14 protein-coding genes are annotated in these 13,563 nt (G+C 40.1%); 3 read left to right on the plus strand and 11 right to left on the minus strand.

All coding sequences use genetic code 11. The features are described 5' to 3' along the window. The 4 genes from O9332_RS16445 to O9332_RS16460 form a co-directional block, all read right to left on the minus strand. Positions 1-267, minus strand: a 267-nt coding sequence (locus O9332_RS16445; RefSeq protein ID WP_288026475.1) for a DUF4347 domain-containing protein, incomplete at its 3' end; no start/stop codon positions are given. A gap of 172 nt (positions 268-439) precedes the next feature. Continuing rightward, on the minus strand, positions 440-937 hold the full coding sequence (locus O9332_RS16450; RefSeq protein WP_002756572.1) for a PIN domain-containing protein: 498 nt from the start codon (positions 935-937) through the stop codon (positions 440-442). Further along, positions 934-1,179 carry a UPF0175 family protein gene (locus tag O9332_RS16455; protein WP_002756573.1) on the minus strand — a complete coding sequence of 82 codons (246 nt, stop codon included), beginning with the start codon at positions 1,177-1,179 and terminating at the stop codon, positions 934-936. Before O9332_RS16455 ends, O9332_RS16450 begins: the two co-directional genes overlap by 4 nt. A 168-nt stretch (positions 1,180-1,347) precedes the next feature. Then, positions 1,348-2,376 (minus strand): DUF4351 domain-containing protein, encoded by a 1,029-nt coding sequence (locus O9332_RS16460; protein WP_002756576.1) that lies wholly within the window; start codon positions 2,374-2,376, stop codon positions 1,348-1,350. 27 nt (positions 2,377-2,403) lie between these two features. Between O9332_RS16460 and O9332_RS16465 the strand changes: the two genes are divergently transcribed. Next, complete coding sequence (locus tag O9332_RS16465; RefSeq protein WP_071824944.1) at positions 2,404-2,622, plus strand: hypothetical protein; 219 nt, start codon at positions 2,404-2,406, stop codon at positions 2,620-2,622. 138 nt (positions 2,623-2,760) lie between these two features. Here O9332_RS16465 and O9332_RS16470 read toward each other — a convergent pair whose 3' ends face one another. Then, the gene (locus O9332_RS16470) at positions 2,761-4,188 is read right to left on the minus strand and encodes a glycosyltransferase family 2 protein (RefSeq protein WP_002756578.1); all 1,428 of its coding nucleotides are present in this window, start codon (positions 4,186-4,188) and stop codon (positions 2,761-2,763) included. Between the two features lie 211 nt (positions 4,189-4,399). Here O9332_RS16470 and O9332_RS16475 point away from each other — a divergent pair, with 211 nt between their 5' ends. Further along, positions 4,400-5,635, plus strand: coding sequence for a bifunctional sterol desaturase/short chain dehydrogenase (locus O9332_RS16475; protein ID WP_002756581.1), 1,236 nt, complete (start codon positions 4,400-4,402; stop codon positions 5,633-5,635). A gap of 235 nt (positions 5,636-5,870) precedes the next feature. Here O9332_RS16475 and O9332_RS16480 read toward each other — a convergent pair whose 3' ends face one another. The 4 genes from O9332_RS16480 to O9332_RS16495 all read right to left on the minus strand — a co-directional run bounded on the left by O9332_RS16480 (position 5,871) and on the right by O9332_RS16495 (position 7,994). After that, on the minus strand, positions 5,871-6,815 hold the full coding sequence (locus O9332_RS16480) for an NAD(P)-dependent alcohol dehydrogenase (RefSeq protein WP_002756582.1): 945 nt from the start codon (positions 6,813-6,815) through the stop codon (positions 5,871-5,873). A 2-nt stretch (positions 6,816-6,817) separates the two neighbouring features. After that, positions 6,818-7,204 (minus strand): hypothetical protein, encoded by a 387-nt coding sequence (locus tag O9332_RS16485; protein ID WP_002756583.1) that lies wholly within the window; start codon positions 7,202-7,204, stop codon positions 6,818-6,820. Between the two features lie 85 nt (positions 7,205-7,289). Continuing rightward, complete coding sequence (locus O9332_RS16490) at positions 7,290-7,550, minus strand: phosphopantetheine-binding protein (RefSeq protein ID WP_308417976.1); 261 nt, start codon at positions 7,548-7,550, stop codon at positions 7,290-7,292. A 9-nt stretch (positions 7,551-7,559) separates the two neighbouring features. After that, a complete protein-coding gene (locus tag O9332_RS16495) occupies positions 7,560-7,994 on the minus strand; it encodes a hypothetical protein (protein ID WP_002756584.1) in 435 nt (144 codons plus the stop codon). Between the two features lie 520 nt (positions 7,995-8,514). Between O9332_RS16495 and O9332_RS16500 the strand changes: the two genes are divergently transcribed. Further along, the gene (locus tag O9332_RS16500) at positions 8,515-9,045 is read left to right on the plus strand and encodes a universal stress protein (RefSeq protein WP_002756585.1); all 531 of its coding nucleotides are present in this window, start codon (positions 8,515-8,517) and stop codon (positions 9,043-9,045) included. Here the strand turns inward: O9332_RS16500 and O9332_RS16505 are convergent. Together O9332_RS16505 and sppA are read right to left on the minus strand one after the other, a co-directional pair. Beyond that, on the minus strand, positions 9,035-11,194 hold the full coding sequence (locus O9332_RS16505; protein WP_002756586.1) for a ComEC/Rec2 family competence protein: 2,160 nt from the start codon (positions 11,192-11,194) through the stop codon (positions 9,035-9,037). The genes O9332_RS16500 and O9332_RS16505 overlap by 11 nt on opposite strands. Positions 11,195-11,251: 57 nt before the next feature. Beyond that, positions 11,252-13,063 carry a signal peptide peptidase SppA gene (gene sppA / locus O9332_RS16510; protein ID WP_002756587.1) on the minus strand — a complete coding sequence of 604 codons (1,812 nt, stop codon included), beginning with the start codon at positions 13,061-13,063 and terminating at the stop codon, positions 11,252-11,254. Positions 13,064-13,563: the final 500 nt, after the last annotated feature.

Consider the following 13,563-nt stretch of genomic DNA (forward strand, 5'->3'; position numbering starts at 1 on the left):
AATCTGGGGATTTTGTTGTAAAAAAGCGGATATTTGTTCGATTCCGTCTTCGTTGGGAGAGAGAATAACCGTGGCGACTCCAGGGATTACCCCAGCTTGGAGACTTTGATAATCGGTAACACCAGCATCGAGGAAAACTACAGTAGCGGTTAAACGCTGATTTCTCGCACTATCCACCCGATTAGCTTGACTCAAGCCATCAGATTGAGCGAAATTGAACAAAACATCGTCAACAGCAGGAAAGCCCGGCAAAAGGGTAGAAGTCATGACATTAACCGCAAAGGATGACTTCGACTATTTTATGCAAAGAATCCCGAATTTTTCAAGGGGGATATAACAAAAATTAACATTGATTACAAGAAACCGGGTTTCTCAAAGGAACAAGAAAACGGGTTTTCTAAATAGTTTCTCGCAGAAACCCGTTTTCTAAAATCACAACTTAATCTAATTCATTTGCCGTTTGCAAAACCTCCTCATAAAGTTGACGACTGATGCGAAAATTTGCTTGGAGTATTAGAGCATCGATTATGGGTTGAACCTTAGCAATCAATCCTCTATTTTTAGCGATTAAAAGAACTCCTAGAACCCCCGTAATTGACAGCCCCAAACGCACAGCCTCCCTCCGTCCAAGACGCTCATCAATTAACAATTCATCTGCTTTTAATTCTAAGGCAAGAGCGATTGCTTCTGCTTCGCCAAGATCTAAATTATATTCATTCCTCAAACAAGCCACAAGTTCCAAATTAGCGGCTTGTTTAACCTGTATCCAGTTCAGAGAAATTATCGCTTTAATGCGGATATCTTCCTCAGTTAAATTGGCTAATTCATTGGCAACTGCTTGGGGAATAACAACATTAGTATAAATATCTTTTAAGATTGACAGATAGCCAACAAGAGCAAGACTGCTGAGAGGAGAAGTATCGCTAATAATAATCATAGCCAACCTTTCTCTTTTAAATGCTTAATATCTTCCTGAAACTCAGCAACATCATAGTGAATACAAATTCCTCGTTCAGAAAGCATCCGTTGAAACTTGATTTGATTAATACCTAATAACTCACTTGCTTTTCCTAAGCTAATCTTATCTTGTTGGAATAACATAACAACAATTTCCTTCAACAGTTCATCCTCTGATAAACCACTTGCTTTAATCACTTCTTGGGAAATAACTAGAGTCATATTTTCTCCGTATTTTGATAAGAATTATACAAATGCTATCCTATGTTTTGCGGTCTGTCAATTCCCTTTGGCAGACCTCACTTCTAACTGTTAACTGTTAACTGAAATTCCCTCTCCGAAGCAATCTTACCCCTTGTCATGGCGAAGATGCGTTCGCTAACGTCAAACCTAGGCAGTTAAAGTATTTAACCAACTGATTAAATCTTTAACTGTAGAGAAATCGAATAAAGCTTCTGCTAATGCTTCGACATCATCAATACTTAACTCCATAATTTTAGTTTCCAATGAAGGATTAATCTCCCCTAACTTTCGTTTAAGTTGACGAAGAATCAATGTCTTTTCCCGTTCAATACCTTGTTCGATACCTTGTTCGATACCCCGTTCAATACCTTGTTCGATACCCCGTTCGATACCTTGTTCAATACCTTGTTCGATACCCCGTTCAATACCTTGTTCAATACCTAGTTCAATACCTTGACGCATCCAACTGGTGGTAATTTGCATAACTCCCTCCTGTACGGGTTGACTAAATGTGCTAATCTCTTGTTGAAATTGTATCTCTTCGACCGGATTTAGATTGAGATAAGTATCAATAAATCCAGAAATTAATTGCATTCTCGCCGCATCTAACCTTAAAGTGATTAACAAGCGCAGACATTCCGCTTTTACCTTGGCTCGCTCTTTCTCGGCAATGTTCATCTTCGCCATCAAAGCTGAAGCAACCGGATTCGGTTGATTAAGAAAATCTCGCCAATTTAATCGATTTAACTGCACTACTTGATAGTTAAATTCTAACACCTTAAAATCGGGAAAATCGACTACATATTGACTAATCGCTTCTCTTTTTGGCTTTGAATAAGAAAAAATTACAATCGGATAAATCGGTAAGACAAATTTCTCATGAAAGCGAGCAAAATAAGTAAACATTCGCCGGTTAAACCACTGGCGGGAACTTTCCTGCGCCTCCACATGAATCAGAAAAAAAGATTCTTTTCCTCGAAACTTAACTTGTGCGACTAAATCGCTTTCATACCTTTCTCCTTCGGTGACATCGGTAAATACTTCTTTGTCTAAAAAAGTAATCGAGTCCCTATCTAAATAATCGATCAATTGAGGGAAAAACAACTCAATAAATTCGACAAAAAAGGTGGAGATTAACTCCTTAAATAAGCGGTCATGGTCAATATTATTAGTCATGTAATATCATCTTAACTAATCTGAGCGATGAATGACTACTCTTCTGTATTGTATTCTGAAAAGTCGGTTTTGGCAACGGATTGTTATGATCTCACCCCCTTAACCTACGAGGAGAGGGGGATGCTTCCCGCAAAAAAAACTACAGAAAACGGGTTTCTTGAAGAAACCCGTTTTCTCGAGAAAAAAAACTGGAGCGAGCGCTTTTCGCCACCCCAGTGCTGTCACGGAATTCAATTCTGTATCTAAATTAACACATTATTGGTAGCAAGCATGATTAAGGAAATTGGAAATTTTTCCCAAAGGGGTTTCCAAAGGCTGTAACCTTTACTGACAGGGGATTTCAGTCCTGATAAGTCCAAAGTTTTGGGAGTCTATCCTCGAAAATTAAACTTCGGCGCTGAGATGTTCCCCCAGATGAACGGTTTTCACCCATTTTAAACGTTTAGGACGCAAAGCCATCCGCAGGCTGACACTGGGAATAATAATAAACCAGTGCATCATATAAATCATGCCGCGAATGGTTTGAGCAAGGATGTCCAAACCAAGAGCGAAAGTGAATTTTTTACCCGTATTGACTCGGATTAATCCTGTCACCATCCCCCAGAGAGAAAGGGAAAGAGCCAAACCAGTTAAAGGAGTTAAAATCGGAGCTTGATGACGAGTAATAGTGATTAAAAGATCGGGAATAGCGGCCGCAGGTAAGATATATTGAACGATCAAAAAAGCAATTAAATCAAACTTTTTCGGCCAAGGCATGGGAGACTTTAAAATTGCTTTCCAATAGTCGAGATAACGCTGAAAACCACCTTCGGCCCAACGATTGCGCTGATGCCATAAAGCGATCGCAGTTGTCACCCCTTCTTCCGCTACTGCGGGAAAATTTAAGATATTAATTTTCCAATTATCGATATGGAGACGAATAGTTAAATCAAGATCGTCGGTGATCGTTTGTTCATTCCAACCCCCGCAACGATTTAAGGCACTACGTCGGACAAATTGACCATTTCCGCGCAATTCTCCGATCCCTCCCACTGCGATCCGTTGCTGTTGGAAACAACTATCAAAGATCATTTCTACCGCTTGTCCCTTTGTCCAGAAGTTTTCGGCGGCATTGGCGATCGCTTTTCGCACCTGTACCGCACCTACTTCTCGATCGTCGAACATCGGGACGACATGACGCAGTAAATCGGCGGATAATCCCGCATCGGCATCGAATACGCCAATAATTTCCCCGTTAGTCAGGGATAAAACCTGATTCAAGGCGCCGGATTTGCCACCTCCGGCATTAGCAGGACGATGGAGAATTTGTAATTGGGGATATTCTAAAGCAAGGCGATCGAGAATTGCACCGGTGTTATCGGTACTATAATCATCGACGATCCAAACTTCTAACTTATCTTGGGGATAGTCTAGATGACAGAGATAATTAACCAGTTTCGTGATTACGGTTTCTTCATTTTTGGCCGCTACTAAGAGGGACACCCTGGGGACAGAGGCTAAATCCTGATCTGGTAAAGGAACTGGCGGCGTTTCTGGTTTGGTGAACAGCAGCCGCAAAGCTTGCCCCGATAGTACCATAGTTAAGGCGATAATTGCCCAATAACCCCAACTAAGCCAATGAAGTCCGATAATTATTGTCCAGATCGCCATGAGGCTAAAAGCCGCTTTCTGTCTGCGTCCCGATCGGCCTTGAAAAATTTCGCTCCTAAATTCGTCCTCTTCGTCTTCGGGATCGGACCAGTCAGATAGGAGGGAACCAATCGGGTCTAATTCTTCGTTATCATCCTCTCGCGACCAATAATTTTCTGCCATAATCGACTCAGGTTAAGTAACTGTTCCAGTAGACGCTTGTTTCTTGCTTTATTTTACCGAAAATTGTTAAAATTTTTAACAGAATCTTAAGTTTTTTCGGGAAAGAAACCCTAGTTTTTCAGGCTATTGGTTTTTTTTGCCCGATAAATGCGCTTTTTCGGCTAAGATTGCTCTGTTTACATTCGTTGAGAAAATTTAACATTTATCCCCTATGTCAAACCTGCTCCTCTGTGTCGGACTGATTTGTGGCTCAATTATTTGGGTGGAGATCGTGCGTGATAGCTATCATGCTCTGGCCCACCATTGGCAGCCCCTTTATCGTCTGCACGTCTGGCATCATCGGGTTTTTCGTCCCGATCTGTCGGTAATGAGCGAGGAAATTTATCGTCGGGCGCACTGGTACAATGATGTACCAGAGGCCTTGGTGATGTTGGCTGCCAGTGTTTTACCTGTACTACTGGCCTACTCTTGGGGGTTCGATCGCCCTTGGTTGGGTTGGTTAGGTTCCCTTTATACTTTGACTTTTCTCAGTACGGCGATCGGTCGAGGTTTAGGCATCGCCAATCTGGAGGAATTAACCGATTTAACCCATCGTCCGGGGCAATTTGAGAGTTTACCGGCTCAATGGCGCGTTAATCGTACCTACCACTGGCGACACCATTTTGATAACCAAAAGGCTTATTATTGTGGAACTTTCACCTTTATGGATAAATTGATGGGGACGGCACTTTCTCTTAAGGGTAAAACGATCGCCATTACCGGAGCGAATGGAACCTTAGGGCGATCGCTGTTAAAGTACCTACAACTGAAAGGAGCTAAGGTAATCGCGCTCACTTCCAGGGAGAATGCGATCGCTATTGAAATTAACGGCGAATCAGTACCTGTAAAAACCGTGAAATGGCAAATCGGTGAAGAAACGCAACTTGAGGACTTATTTAGGTCTGTAGATATACTGATTTTAAATCATGGCGTTAATGTCCACGGCCAAAGAACCCCAGAAGCGATCGAATTAGCCTACCAAGTGAATACTTTTTCCGTCTGGCGTTTAATGGAATTATTCTTCAAAACTGTCCGCACTAACGAGCAAATTGCCCGCAAGGAAGTCTGGGTGAATACCTCGGAAGCAGAGGTTAATCCTGCCTTTAGTCCCCTCTACGAACTCAGTAAACGAGCGATCGGTGATATGATTACCCTGCGTCGTTTAGATGCCCCCTGTGTGGTAAGAAAGCTAATTCTTGGCCCTTTTAAGAGTAATTTAAATCCTCTGGGTATTATGTCCGCCGATTGGGTGGCTAAACAGATTATCAAGGCGGTACAGAGGGATAGCCGCAATATTATTATTACTATTAATCCCTTGACTTTTATCACCTTCCCAATTAAGGAATTCTCTGTTTCTACTTACTTAAAACTATTTACTCGTTCCCCAAAAAATCGGGAAAATCCCTAACTATTTAGGGTTTGCAGCAAAAAGTTTGTTGGTGGGGACAGGGTGTGGGGTGTGGGGTGTGGGGTGTAGGGTTTTACCCATTTTCAGGGGGTTAATTACCTAATTTTCAGGGAAAAAGTCCAGGGATTTTCCCCCCGATCACTCCCATATCTGGTACTTTTTGATTGACAAAAGGTCTAAAAGTGTTACCCAACAAGGTTTTCAGATTTATTCAGCAAACCCTAACTATTTATCCTTAATCGGGGATCAGGACTATTTTTCCGCGCACTCTTTCCGATTCACTATAATTATGAGCTTCTACCACCTGGGAAAAAGTATAGGTGCGATCGATTCTAACAGTTAATTTTCCCGATTCGATCGCTTCTTTGAGAAATTGCCAGTCAGACGCTTGTGCTTGAGCAAAAAATATCAGTTTCCCTTTTTGGGGCAACCAAGCACCGAGATAATTTAGGAAGATAATTCCGGGATTTGGGAGGGTGGTTATATAGGTGCCTTGGGGTTTTAAAAGCTGACGACAGTGCCAAAAAGAAGACTTAGCCACAGCATCGAAGATTATATCATATTTCTGCTCGGTTTTTCTCCAATCTTCTTGGGTATAATCGATAACTTTATCTGCTCCTAAAGAGGTGACATAATCGATATTTTTACTACTACAAACTCCATCTACTTCTGCGGAGAAAATTTTCCCTATCTGCACGGCAAAGCTACCCACTCCTCCCGATGCACCATTCACTAAAATCCGATTTCCTGCTTGAATACCGCCAAAATCCCGCAAGACTTGCAAAGCGGTAGAAGCGGCTAAAGGAGTGGCGGCAGCTTCAATAAAACTCTGATTATGCGGTTTTTTAACTAATAGGGAAGCGGGAATAATTGCATATTCAGCATAGGTTCTACCGGGTAATTGATTGAGAAAACCAAAAACCTCATCTCCGATCTGGAATTGTTCCACCTGACTGCCTTTTTCAACGATAATTCCACTATAATCAAAACCTAATTGCAGGGGAAATTTATTACCTGTGGCTATTTTGAGCATCCCCCGACGAATCTTCCAATCAATCGGATTAATTCCCGCTGCCATAATCTTAATTAAGACTTCCTTAGCTTGGGGAATTGGCTTTTCTATGTCTATGTATTGGAGAACATTACTATCGCCATAGCGATTAATGATAATAGCTTTCATAATTAAGAAAAAAGTTGATAAAATAGTAGAGGAGCAAAAGTAATGACCAAGAGAACCAAAATCCAAACTCGTCCCGCTAAAAGATTATAATCTTGCCCTAATCTTGACCAAGAGTGACCGGCGATAAAATGGCCGAACAGAAACTCAAAACCCACTGTTAATAGTAACCAAATTAAACCGATGGTAATTGCTTGACCGGAGGATTCTAGACCCAAAAAATAGACAAGAGCGCCAATATAAAGACTAAAAAAGAGGATTCCTGTCAGGGTAGAAATTTGATGGGCGCGCAGTTCATCGAGATATTTTCCGTAGGTGGTTTCTCGGAGGATACCGTTACTAACTCCTATTACGATCATCGGTAGCCATGCGACAATGTAGCGACTAATCATAAGTTGTTGGTTTAGAACTCGCTCTAATTGGATTATAGCTATATTTGGCTGATAACTTGAGATATTTTCGTAAAAATTAATATTGTTACTTGCCTAAATTTTCAGCCAGATAATCAACTAGCTTTTTCACTGTTGTAAATTCTTGGCATTTTTCTTCTGAAAGTTCTAGATCAAATTCTTCTTCTAAAGTCATGATTAATTCAACTGTATCAAGTTCATCTCCTCCCCAATTTGAGACTAATAAACCATTACTACAAGAACCATAAGAACTATAAAAGCTAGAAGAACTATAACTACTGAGGGTTTCCTTAGATTTTAAATAAAATAGTTCATCATCAATATGTATCTCAGACTTTTACACATCTAATTGATCACTAATTATCTCTTGAACTTTGATAAAAATTGCCAGTTTTCGTTCATTGTCTTGTGACGTTATTTTCTCGGTATCATCATTGTTTTTATCGTTAATAACAGCATTAGCTTTTTGTTCTGCTATTTTAATAGCTTTCTCTTCATTGATTCTCCTTGATTCCAATAGACTGGATTGACTGAAAAATAACTGATATCTCATAACTTCAATTCTAGAATTAATTAAGTTTCGTATTATATGAAATTCTACTTTATGACCACTTTCCTTGTAAATTCTTGTGGCTAAATCCCAAACAATCTGATCGCGGTTTGCTTCTAGCTGGTTTAATTTTTCTTCACTCAGAGATACCATATCATCCAAATACTGATTGATCATCATTGCCAGAATTTGCATCTCATAATTTTTGCTATCTTCATTCATTCGACTAGATCCTCTGCTGCAAAAAATCTCAACCATATTGTATCTTAAGATAAATACTTTTATAAAAAATCTAGGGGTGCATCTCACATTTGCAGAAATACCGACAATCAGCAATTATCAGTGACTCTTAGATGATTACAAATGTATCAGCATCTGGCTGTAAGCATCCCACCGAAAAGCTAATGCGCTCCGGGGTTTGGGTAGGGTTGATTCATGAATCAACCCTACCTTGAATCAACCCTACCTTGAATCAACCCTACCTTGAATCAACCCTACCTTGAATCAACCCTACCTTGAATCAACCCTAGGGTATCGTCTCGGAGTCTCCCCAAATTGTTAATTTTTTTGGGGATTTAGCTACATCATCCGAAAAATGTCACACTAGAGGTAGGGGAGCGTCAACTATCAGTCATCAGCTTTCAGCAATTTTTGGCTATTTCCCCAGGGTATTGCTGGCAGCCGGTGGGAAAAAAGATTAACTTCAACCCTGACTTTATCTGCTATCGAGGAGGTTAATTCGATGAATAATACGGAAACACTCTCAGTCGATCGGGATACCAACAAACTCTATAATAAAATTCTCGTGGCTGTGGATTATCAAGATGTCACTCCAGAGGTATTGAATACGGCTATTCTCTTAGCGAAAACCTACGCTAGTGAGTTGCGGATTATTTATAGTCTGTCTAAACCTTTGACTCCCTACACGGAAACTTTTATTTATGGTAATCTGATCGGTTATGGTGGCGGTTATCCCCCCGATATGATCGCCTTAGAACAACAAATCACCGAAGAAATGCAAGCGGAATTACAAGCTTGGTTAAACGGTTTAGTCGATCGAGCTAAGGAGGATAATATCATAGCCCGGGCTGATTATTATATCGGTGATCCGGGCCAGAAAATTTGTCAAGTTGCCCAGCAAGAGGGGATAGATTTAATTATTGTTGGTCGTCACGGTCGATCGGGTTTATCTGAGTTAATCTTAGGTAGTGTCAGTAATTATGTGGTACATCATGCTCCCTGTTCGGTTTTGGTGGTACACATCACTCGTTAATTAGAAAGGGTTGAAATCCATTTTTTGCTGTCCATTGAATCGCTCCATCTCTCCCGGTCCAGTAAGTCTTAATACCAGACTTTCTCAGTTTATTTCTGGCATTACGGGAGAGATTGGTGGTGACAGCGATCGCTGTTTGTGGTCGAATTGACTCTAACCATTGTTTATCTAGATTGCTTCCCTGCCATAATAACACTAGGGGGCTAAATTCTTGGGATAAATTAACGGGAATTTTCGGGTTGACAATCCATAGCCAAGATTGATTTTTTACCTGAAATTTAAATAAATTTTTCTCGATCAATTGTCCAGTAATTTCGCCGAGATTAAATTTTTCTAACTGGGATAAATTAATAGTTTTTTGAATCGGTATGTCCTCACTGATAGTTGAGAATTGCGCCGAATTATTGACGGTTATTGCTCTTTGTATTTGATTAATTCCCTCCTGTCGCAAAAAGGGCAAAACTGTATAACGTGCTGTTGCGGGTTCCTCCCCATTAATTAAGAGAGTATTTCCTTGATTTTGAATAATTATTACCGGTTGCGATTTGGTGGCTAAAACTGTCACCTGAGTTAAAGTTAAATGCTGATAAATAATCGGTATTAAAATTAAAGTGAGGATAAATAAACCGATTAAATGCCACCGTTGACGAAACCAGATATTAAAGCAGATTAAGGTAAGGCAAATATAAATAATTAACATCACTCCTAAAGATAATTTACCTGTGGAGTAGGTACTAAAAGGAAGCAGACTAAAAAAGGTGGTAATTTGCAGTAATAACTCTAGAGGGTAATAGAGAATACTAGCGCTGATACTGCCCAAAGGGGGATAAATTAAGCCTAAAAAGGCCGTAAAAACTCCTCCTAAACTAATCAGGGTAACTAGGGGAGTTGTGATAATATTAATGGGGATATTATAAAGAGCGATCGAGTTAAAGGTAAACATTAATAAAGGCATAGTCCAGAGACTAGCAGCTAGACTAATAGCTATAGGTTCAGCGATTAAATTAGGTAAATAGTCAATTTTATTTTTCAGCAAAGGAACGGTAATAATTAATCCCAAAGTCGCTAAAAAACTTAACTGAAATCCTAAATCCCAAATCCAGAGAGGTTGCCATAATAATAGAATTGTAGCCGCTAGTAACAGGGATCCTAAACTATTAACTTGTCGATTATAAAGCAGACCGATTAATGCCCCAATTCCCATCAAAATCGCCCGCAGCACTGAAGGTTGTAACCCAGTTAAAGTGCCGTAAATTATTAAGATAGTAAGGGCAATAATAAACTGTTGTTTGGGGGATAAATTGCGAGTAATAGTTAAAACAAATCCCAACAAAATAGCCACATGAAAGCCAGAAGCTGCTAAAATGTGAGCTAATCCAGTTTTAATAAATAAATCAGTGATTTTTGCTGGCAAATTAACCGCTTGTCGTCCGAGGGTAATCGAACTTAATAAAGTCCCTTTTTCCTGGCCTAGTCTTTGAATTTGTGCCTCAACAATGCGCTGACGAATCTGCCAAATTCCCCAATTCGGTGATTTTTTATCGATAATTATTTCCCCTTTTAAACCAGCAAAAGCACCCTGACGCGCCAGATAATTAGCAAAGTCAAAAGCATTGGGATTATTCGCACGACGGGGACGATAAAGTAATCCTTTAATTGTTATTTCTTGTCCGGGATAAACCTGATTTTCTGCTAGATTTGGTAGAGTAACGTAGAGTTTACCCGTGGATTTTTCTGTCGGTAAATTCTTGAGGCTAAATTCTTTTACTTCTAACCAAAATTGTAAATTTTCTCGGCGATTGAGACGAATTTCTGATATAATACTGCCCGTGATTTTAATAGAGTTAACCACATTATTTTTTAAAAGATGACTGATATCATTTGCGGTGGGGTAAGGAGTGCGAATTTCTAGATAAACAACGGCAAATATAGCTATTAATCCCCCCATCAGCCAAATTTTTCTAGGGGGACTTTGCCACCAAAAACGACGGATAAAAATCGTGGTTAATAGGGTAATTAGACTAAGAATAACAATTCTAATTACCACTTCTTGCCATCGGTTTAACTGGGGACTAAAATCTACCAGACCTGTAGATAACAATCCCAAAATATAGGCTAAACCGAGAATAACGCTATTAGGGCGATTCATAGAAATTTTTGTCGTCAAATAATTTCAGAATTAGCGGGCATTATTTTTACCTAAGTATCAGCGAAAATCGAGATTAAAAAGTAACTTAGCATAAACACTATGGGGATCGTTAAATGTAGGTAACTTCAATAATTCCTGCTGAAAATTTTGCCATTCCTGCGTCAAAGGGTGATTATTTTTAGTTAGAGGAGGAAGATAGGTTTGCAAGAAATTAGAGACAAGTTCTTCTTGCCAACTTTGCGATCGAGGATATTCTTTAAGACTCCAATCATCTCCTAATTTAGCTGTTTTGGCTGCGTATTGTACTGCCGCTTCTAGGCCACCGATTTGATCAACTAAACCAATTTTAACCGCATCTTTTCCCGTCCAGACGCGACCTTGGGCCACAGTTCTTACCTTGTCTGGGGATAATTTTCGCCCCTTGGCTACCGTCTCGATAAATAAATCATAGAACCGATTAACTGCCGCTTGATAAATTTCTAATTCTTGGGGATTTTTCGGTCTGGTAATAGTAGATAGATCGGCTAATTGTCCAGTTTTAACCGTATCCCAATCGATGCCATTATTATTAGCAATCTTCTGGATATTTAACAATAATCCAAACACACCGATCGAACCAGTAATTGTATCATTATCGGCAAAAATTCTTTGACCCCCCATCGCAATCCAATAACCCCCAGAAGCTGCCACATCACCCATAGAAATAATTACTGGTTTTTTCGCATCTAAACGCTTAATTTCTCGCAGAATCACCTCGGAAGCGGTGGCACTTCCCCCCGGACTATTAATTCTCAAAACTACCGCTTTTACCTCCTCCTTCCCTTGTAATTTTCGCAATTCCTTCGCCAATTTATCCCCACCGATTTCGCCTCTATCTCCCTGACCTTCTACGATTGTCCCTTCTGCATAAACTATCGCTATTTGATCGCTACTATCTTCCTCCTCATCGAGAGAACTAGCATAATTAGCTAAAGAAATTTGCGAAAAGGAGCCAGAGTTTTCCTCCTGATTAGTTTTATTTTTTGCTTCTCCTGTCAAATCCTTTGCTAAAGCAATTACTCGATCTAAATGGGCCACTTCATCAACAAAACCCGCCTTTTTCGCTGTGGTTGCTTCCAGAATACCTTGAGTATCAGAAATAGTTTGCACCTGTTGGGGTGTTAAATTGCGACTTTTGGCCACTGTGGAACTATAATTAGACCAAATTGTATCGAGTAGGGTTTGCAGCTGCTGACGATTCTGGACACTTAAATCCTGACGCGTATAGGGTTCCACCGCACCTTTAAAAGAACCCACTTTTACCACTTGTACCCCCACACCATATTTTTCTAGTGCATCGGCAAAAAAGGTTTGTTGACTACTTAAACCATTAATTTCCATTCTCCCCACGGGATTAATAATCACCTTTTCAGCAACGGAAGCGAGATAATATTCCTTTTCCGTCCATTCCACATCGTAGGCGATAATTTTTTTACCCGATTGGCGAAATTTTGCCAAAGCTTGCCGCACTTCCGTCAGGGTAGCATAGCCATATTCACCGACAGTGCCGCGACCGTAGAGTAACAGACCGACAATACTATCATCAAGGGCGGCCTTTTCGATCGCCGCTATCACCTGTCGCAAATTTAAAGTGATCCGACTCTCACTGGTCAAACTATCGGCTAAACTTGAACTAGGGGGAGCATCGCTGATATTGGTGGCTAAGTTAAAAACTAAGACTGATTTTTCCTTAACTGAGGAGCTATCGCTAGAAATCAGGAAAGAAAGCAGTAAAAATGCTAATCCCCCCACACCTAGGGACGAAAATACCAATAATCCCAATAAAGTTCCCAAGCAACTAGCGAAAGTTTGTTTAAAAAACTGACCCATCGGTTTTCATCTACTACTAATTATCCTGTTTCCTATTGTAGGGATTCCCCGCCCAGAAACAAGTTTTTTATCTGACTGCCTGACACATCTTGGTGAATCACCGACAGGTTAAGACACGGATGCGAGAGAACCAAATTCGGTCAAAGAAATCTTGTTTAGCTGGCTTTGAAGCAAAAATTGGTTCGAGGGATGAAACCCTTATAGAGAAAGACATTCGGCTATTTTTGTCAATTGTTTTCGCTCTAGAACAAAAGTGGTCTAGATTTTTTACTTCTATCTTTGACATTTTTCTTGACTTGAATATTTTTTGAGAACTTTTTTAGTTTCTCACTTTTTCTGCCCCAAGAGCATAAGTATAAATAGGGTCTGCTGAATAAATCTAAAAACCTTGTTGGATAAGACTTTTGGACTTTTTTCCCCTCAAAAAGTGCCAGCCATTGCGGGGATCGGGGGAAAATTCAGGTACTTTTTCCCTGAAAATTAGGTAGTTGACCACCTCA

This window comes from Microcystis sp. LE19-10.1B, from assembly GCF_027530565.1.
GTDB lineage: Bacteria > Cyanobacteriota > Cyanobacteriia > Cyanobacteriales > Microcystaceae > Microcystis > Microcystis aeruginosa.

Excerpts from the sequence above, each read along its gene's own strand:
- O9332_RS16450 (WP_002756572.1), bottom strand. The coding sequence starts at position 937 with ATGATTATTATTAGCGATACTTCTCCTCTCAGCAGTCTTGCTCTTGTT.
- O9332_RS16455 (WP_002756573.1), bottom strand. The coding sequence starts at position 1,179 with ATGACTCTAGTTATTTCCCAAGAAGTGATTAAAGCAAGTGGTTTATCA.
- O9332_RS16460 (WP_002756576.1), bottom strand. The coding sequence starts at position 2,376 with ATGACTAATAATATTGACCATGACCGCTTATTTAAGGAGTTAATCTCC.
- O9332_RS16465 (WP_071824944.1), top strand. The coding sequence starts at position 2,404 with ATGAATGACTACTCTTCTGTATTGTATTCTGAAAAGTCGGTTTTGGCA.
- O9332_RS16470 (WP_002756578.1), bottom strand. The coding sequence starts at position 4,188 with ATGGCAGAAAATTATTGGTCGCGAGAGGATGATAACGAAGAATTAGAC.
- O9332_RS16475 (WP_002756581.1), top strand. The coding sequence starts at position 4,400 with ATGTCAAACCTGCTCCTCTGTGTCGGACTGATTTGTGGCTCAATTATT.
- O9332_RS16480 (WP_002756582.1), bottom strand. The coding sequence starts at position 6,815 with ATGAAAGCTATTATCATTAATCGCTATGGCGATAGTAATGTTCTCCAA.
- O9332_RS16485 (WP_002756583.1), bottom strand. The coding sequence starts at position 7,204 with ATGATTAGTCGCTACATTGTCGCATGGCTACCGATGATCGTAATAGGA.
- O9332_RS16495 (WP_002756584.1), bottom strand. The coding sequence starts at position 7,994 with ATGAATGAAGATAGCAAAAATTATGAGATGCAAATTCTGGCAATGATG.
- O9332_RS16500 (WP_002756585.1), top strand. The coding sequence starts at position 8,515 with ATGAATAATACGGAAACACTCTCAGTCGATCGGGATACCAACAAACTC.
- O9332_RS16505 (WP_002756586.1), bottom strand. The coding sequence starts at position 11,194 with ATGAATCGCCCTAATAGCGTTATTCTCGGTTTAGCCTATATTTTGGGA.
- sppA (WP_002756587.1), bottom strand. The coding sequence starts at position 13,063 with ATGGGTCAGTTTTTTAAACAAACTTTCGCTAGTTGCTTGGGAACTTTA.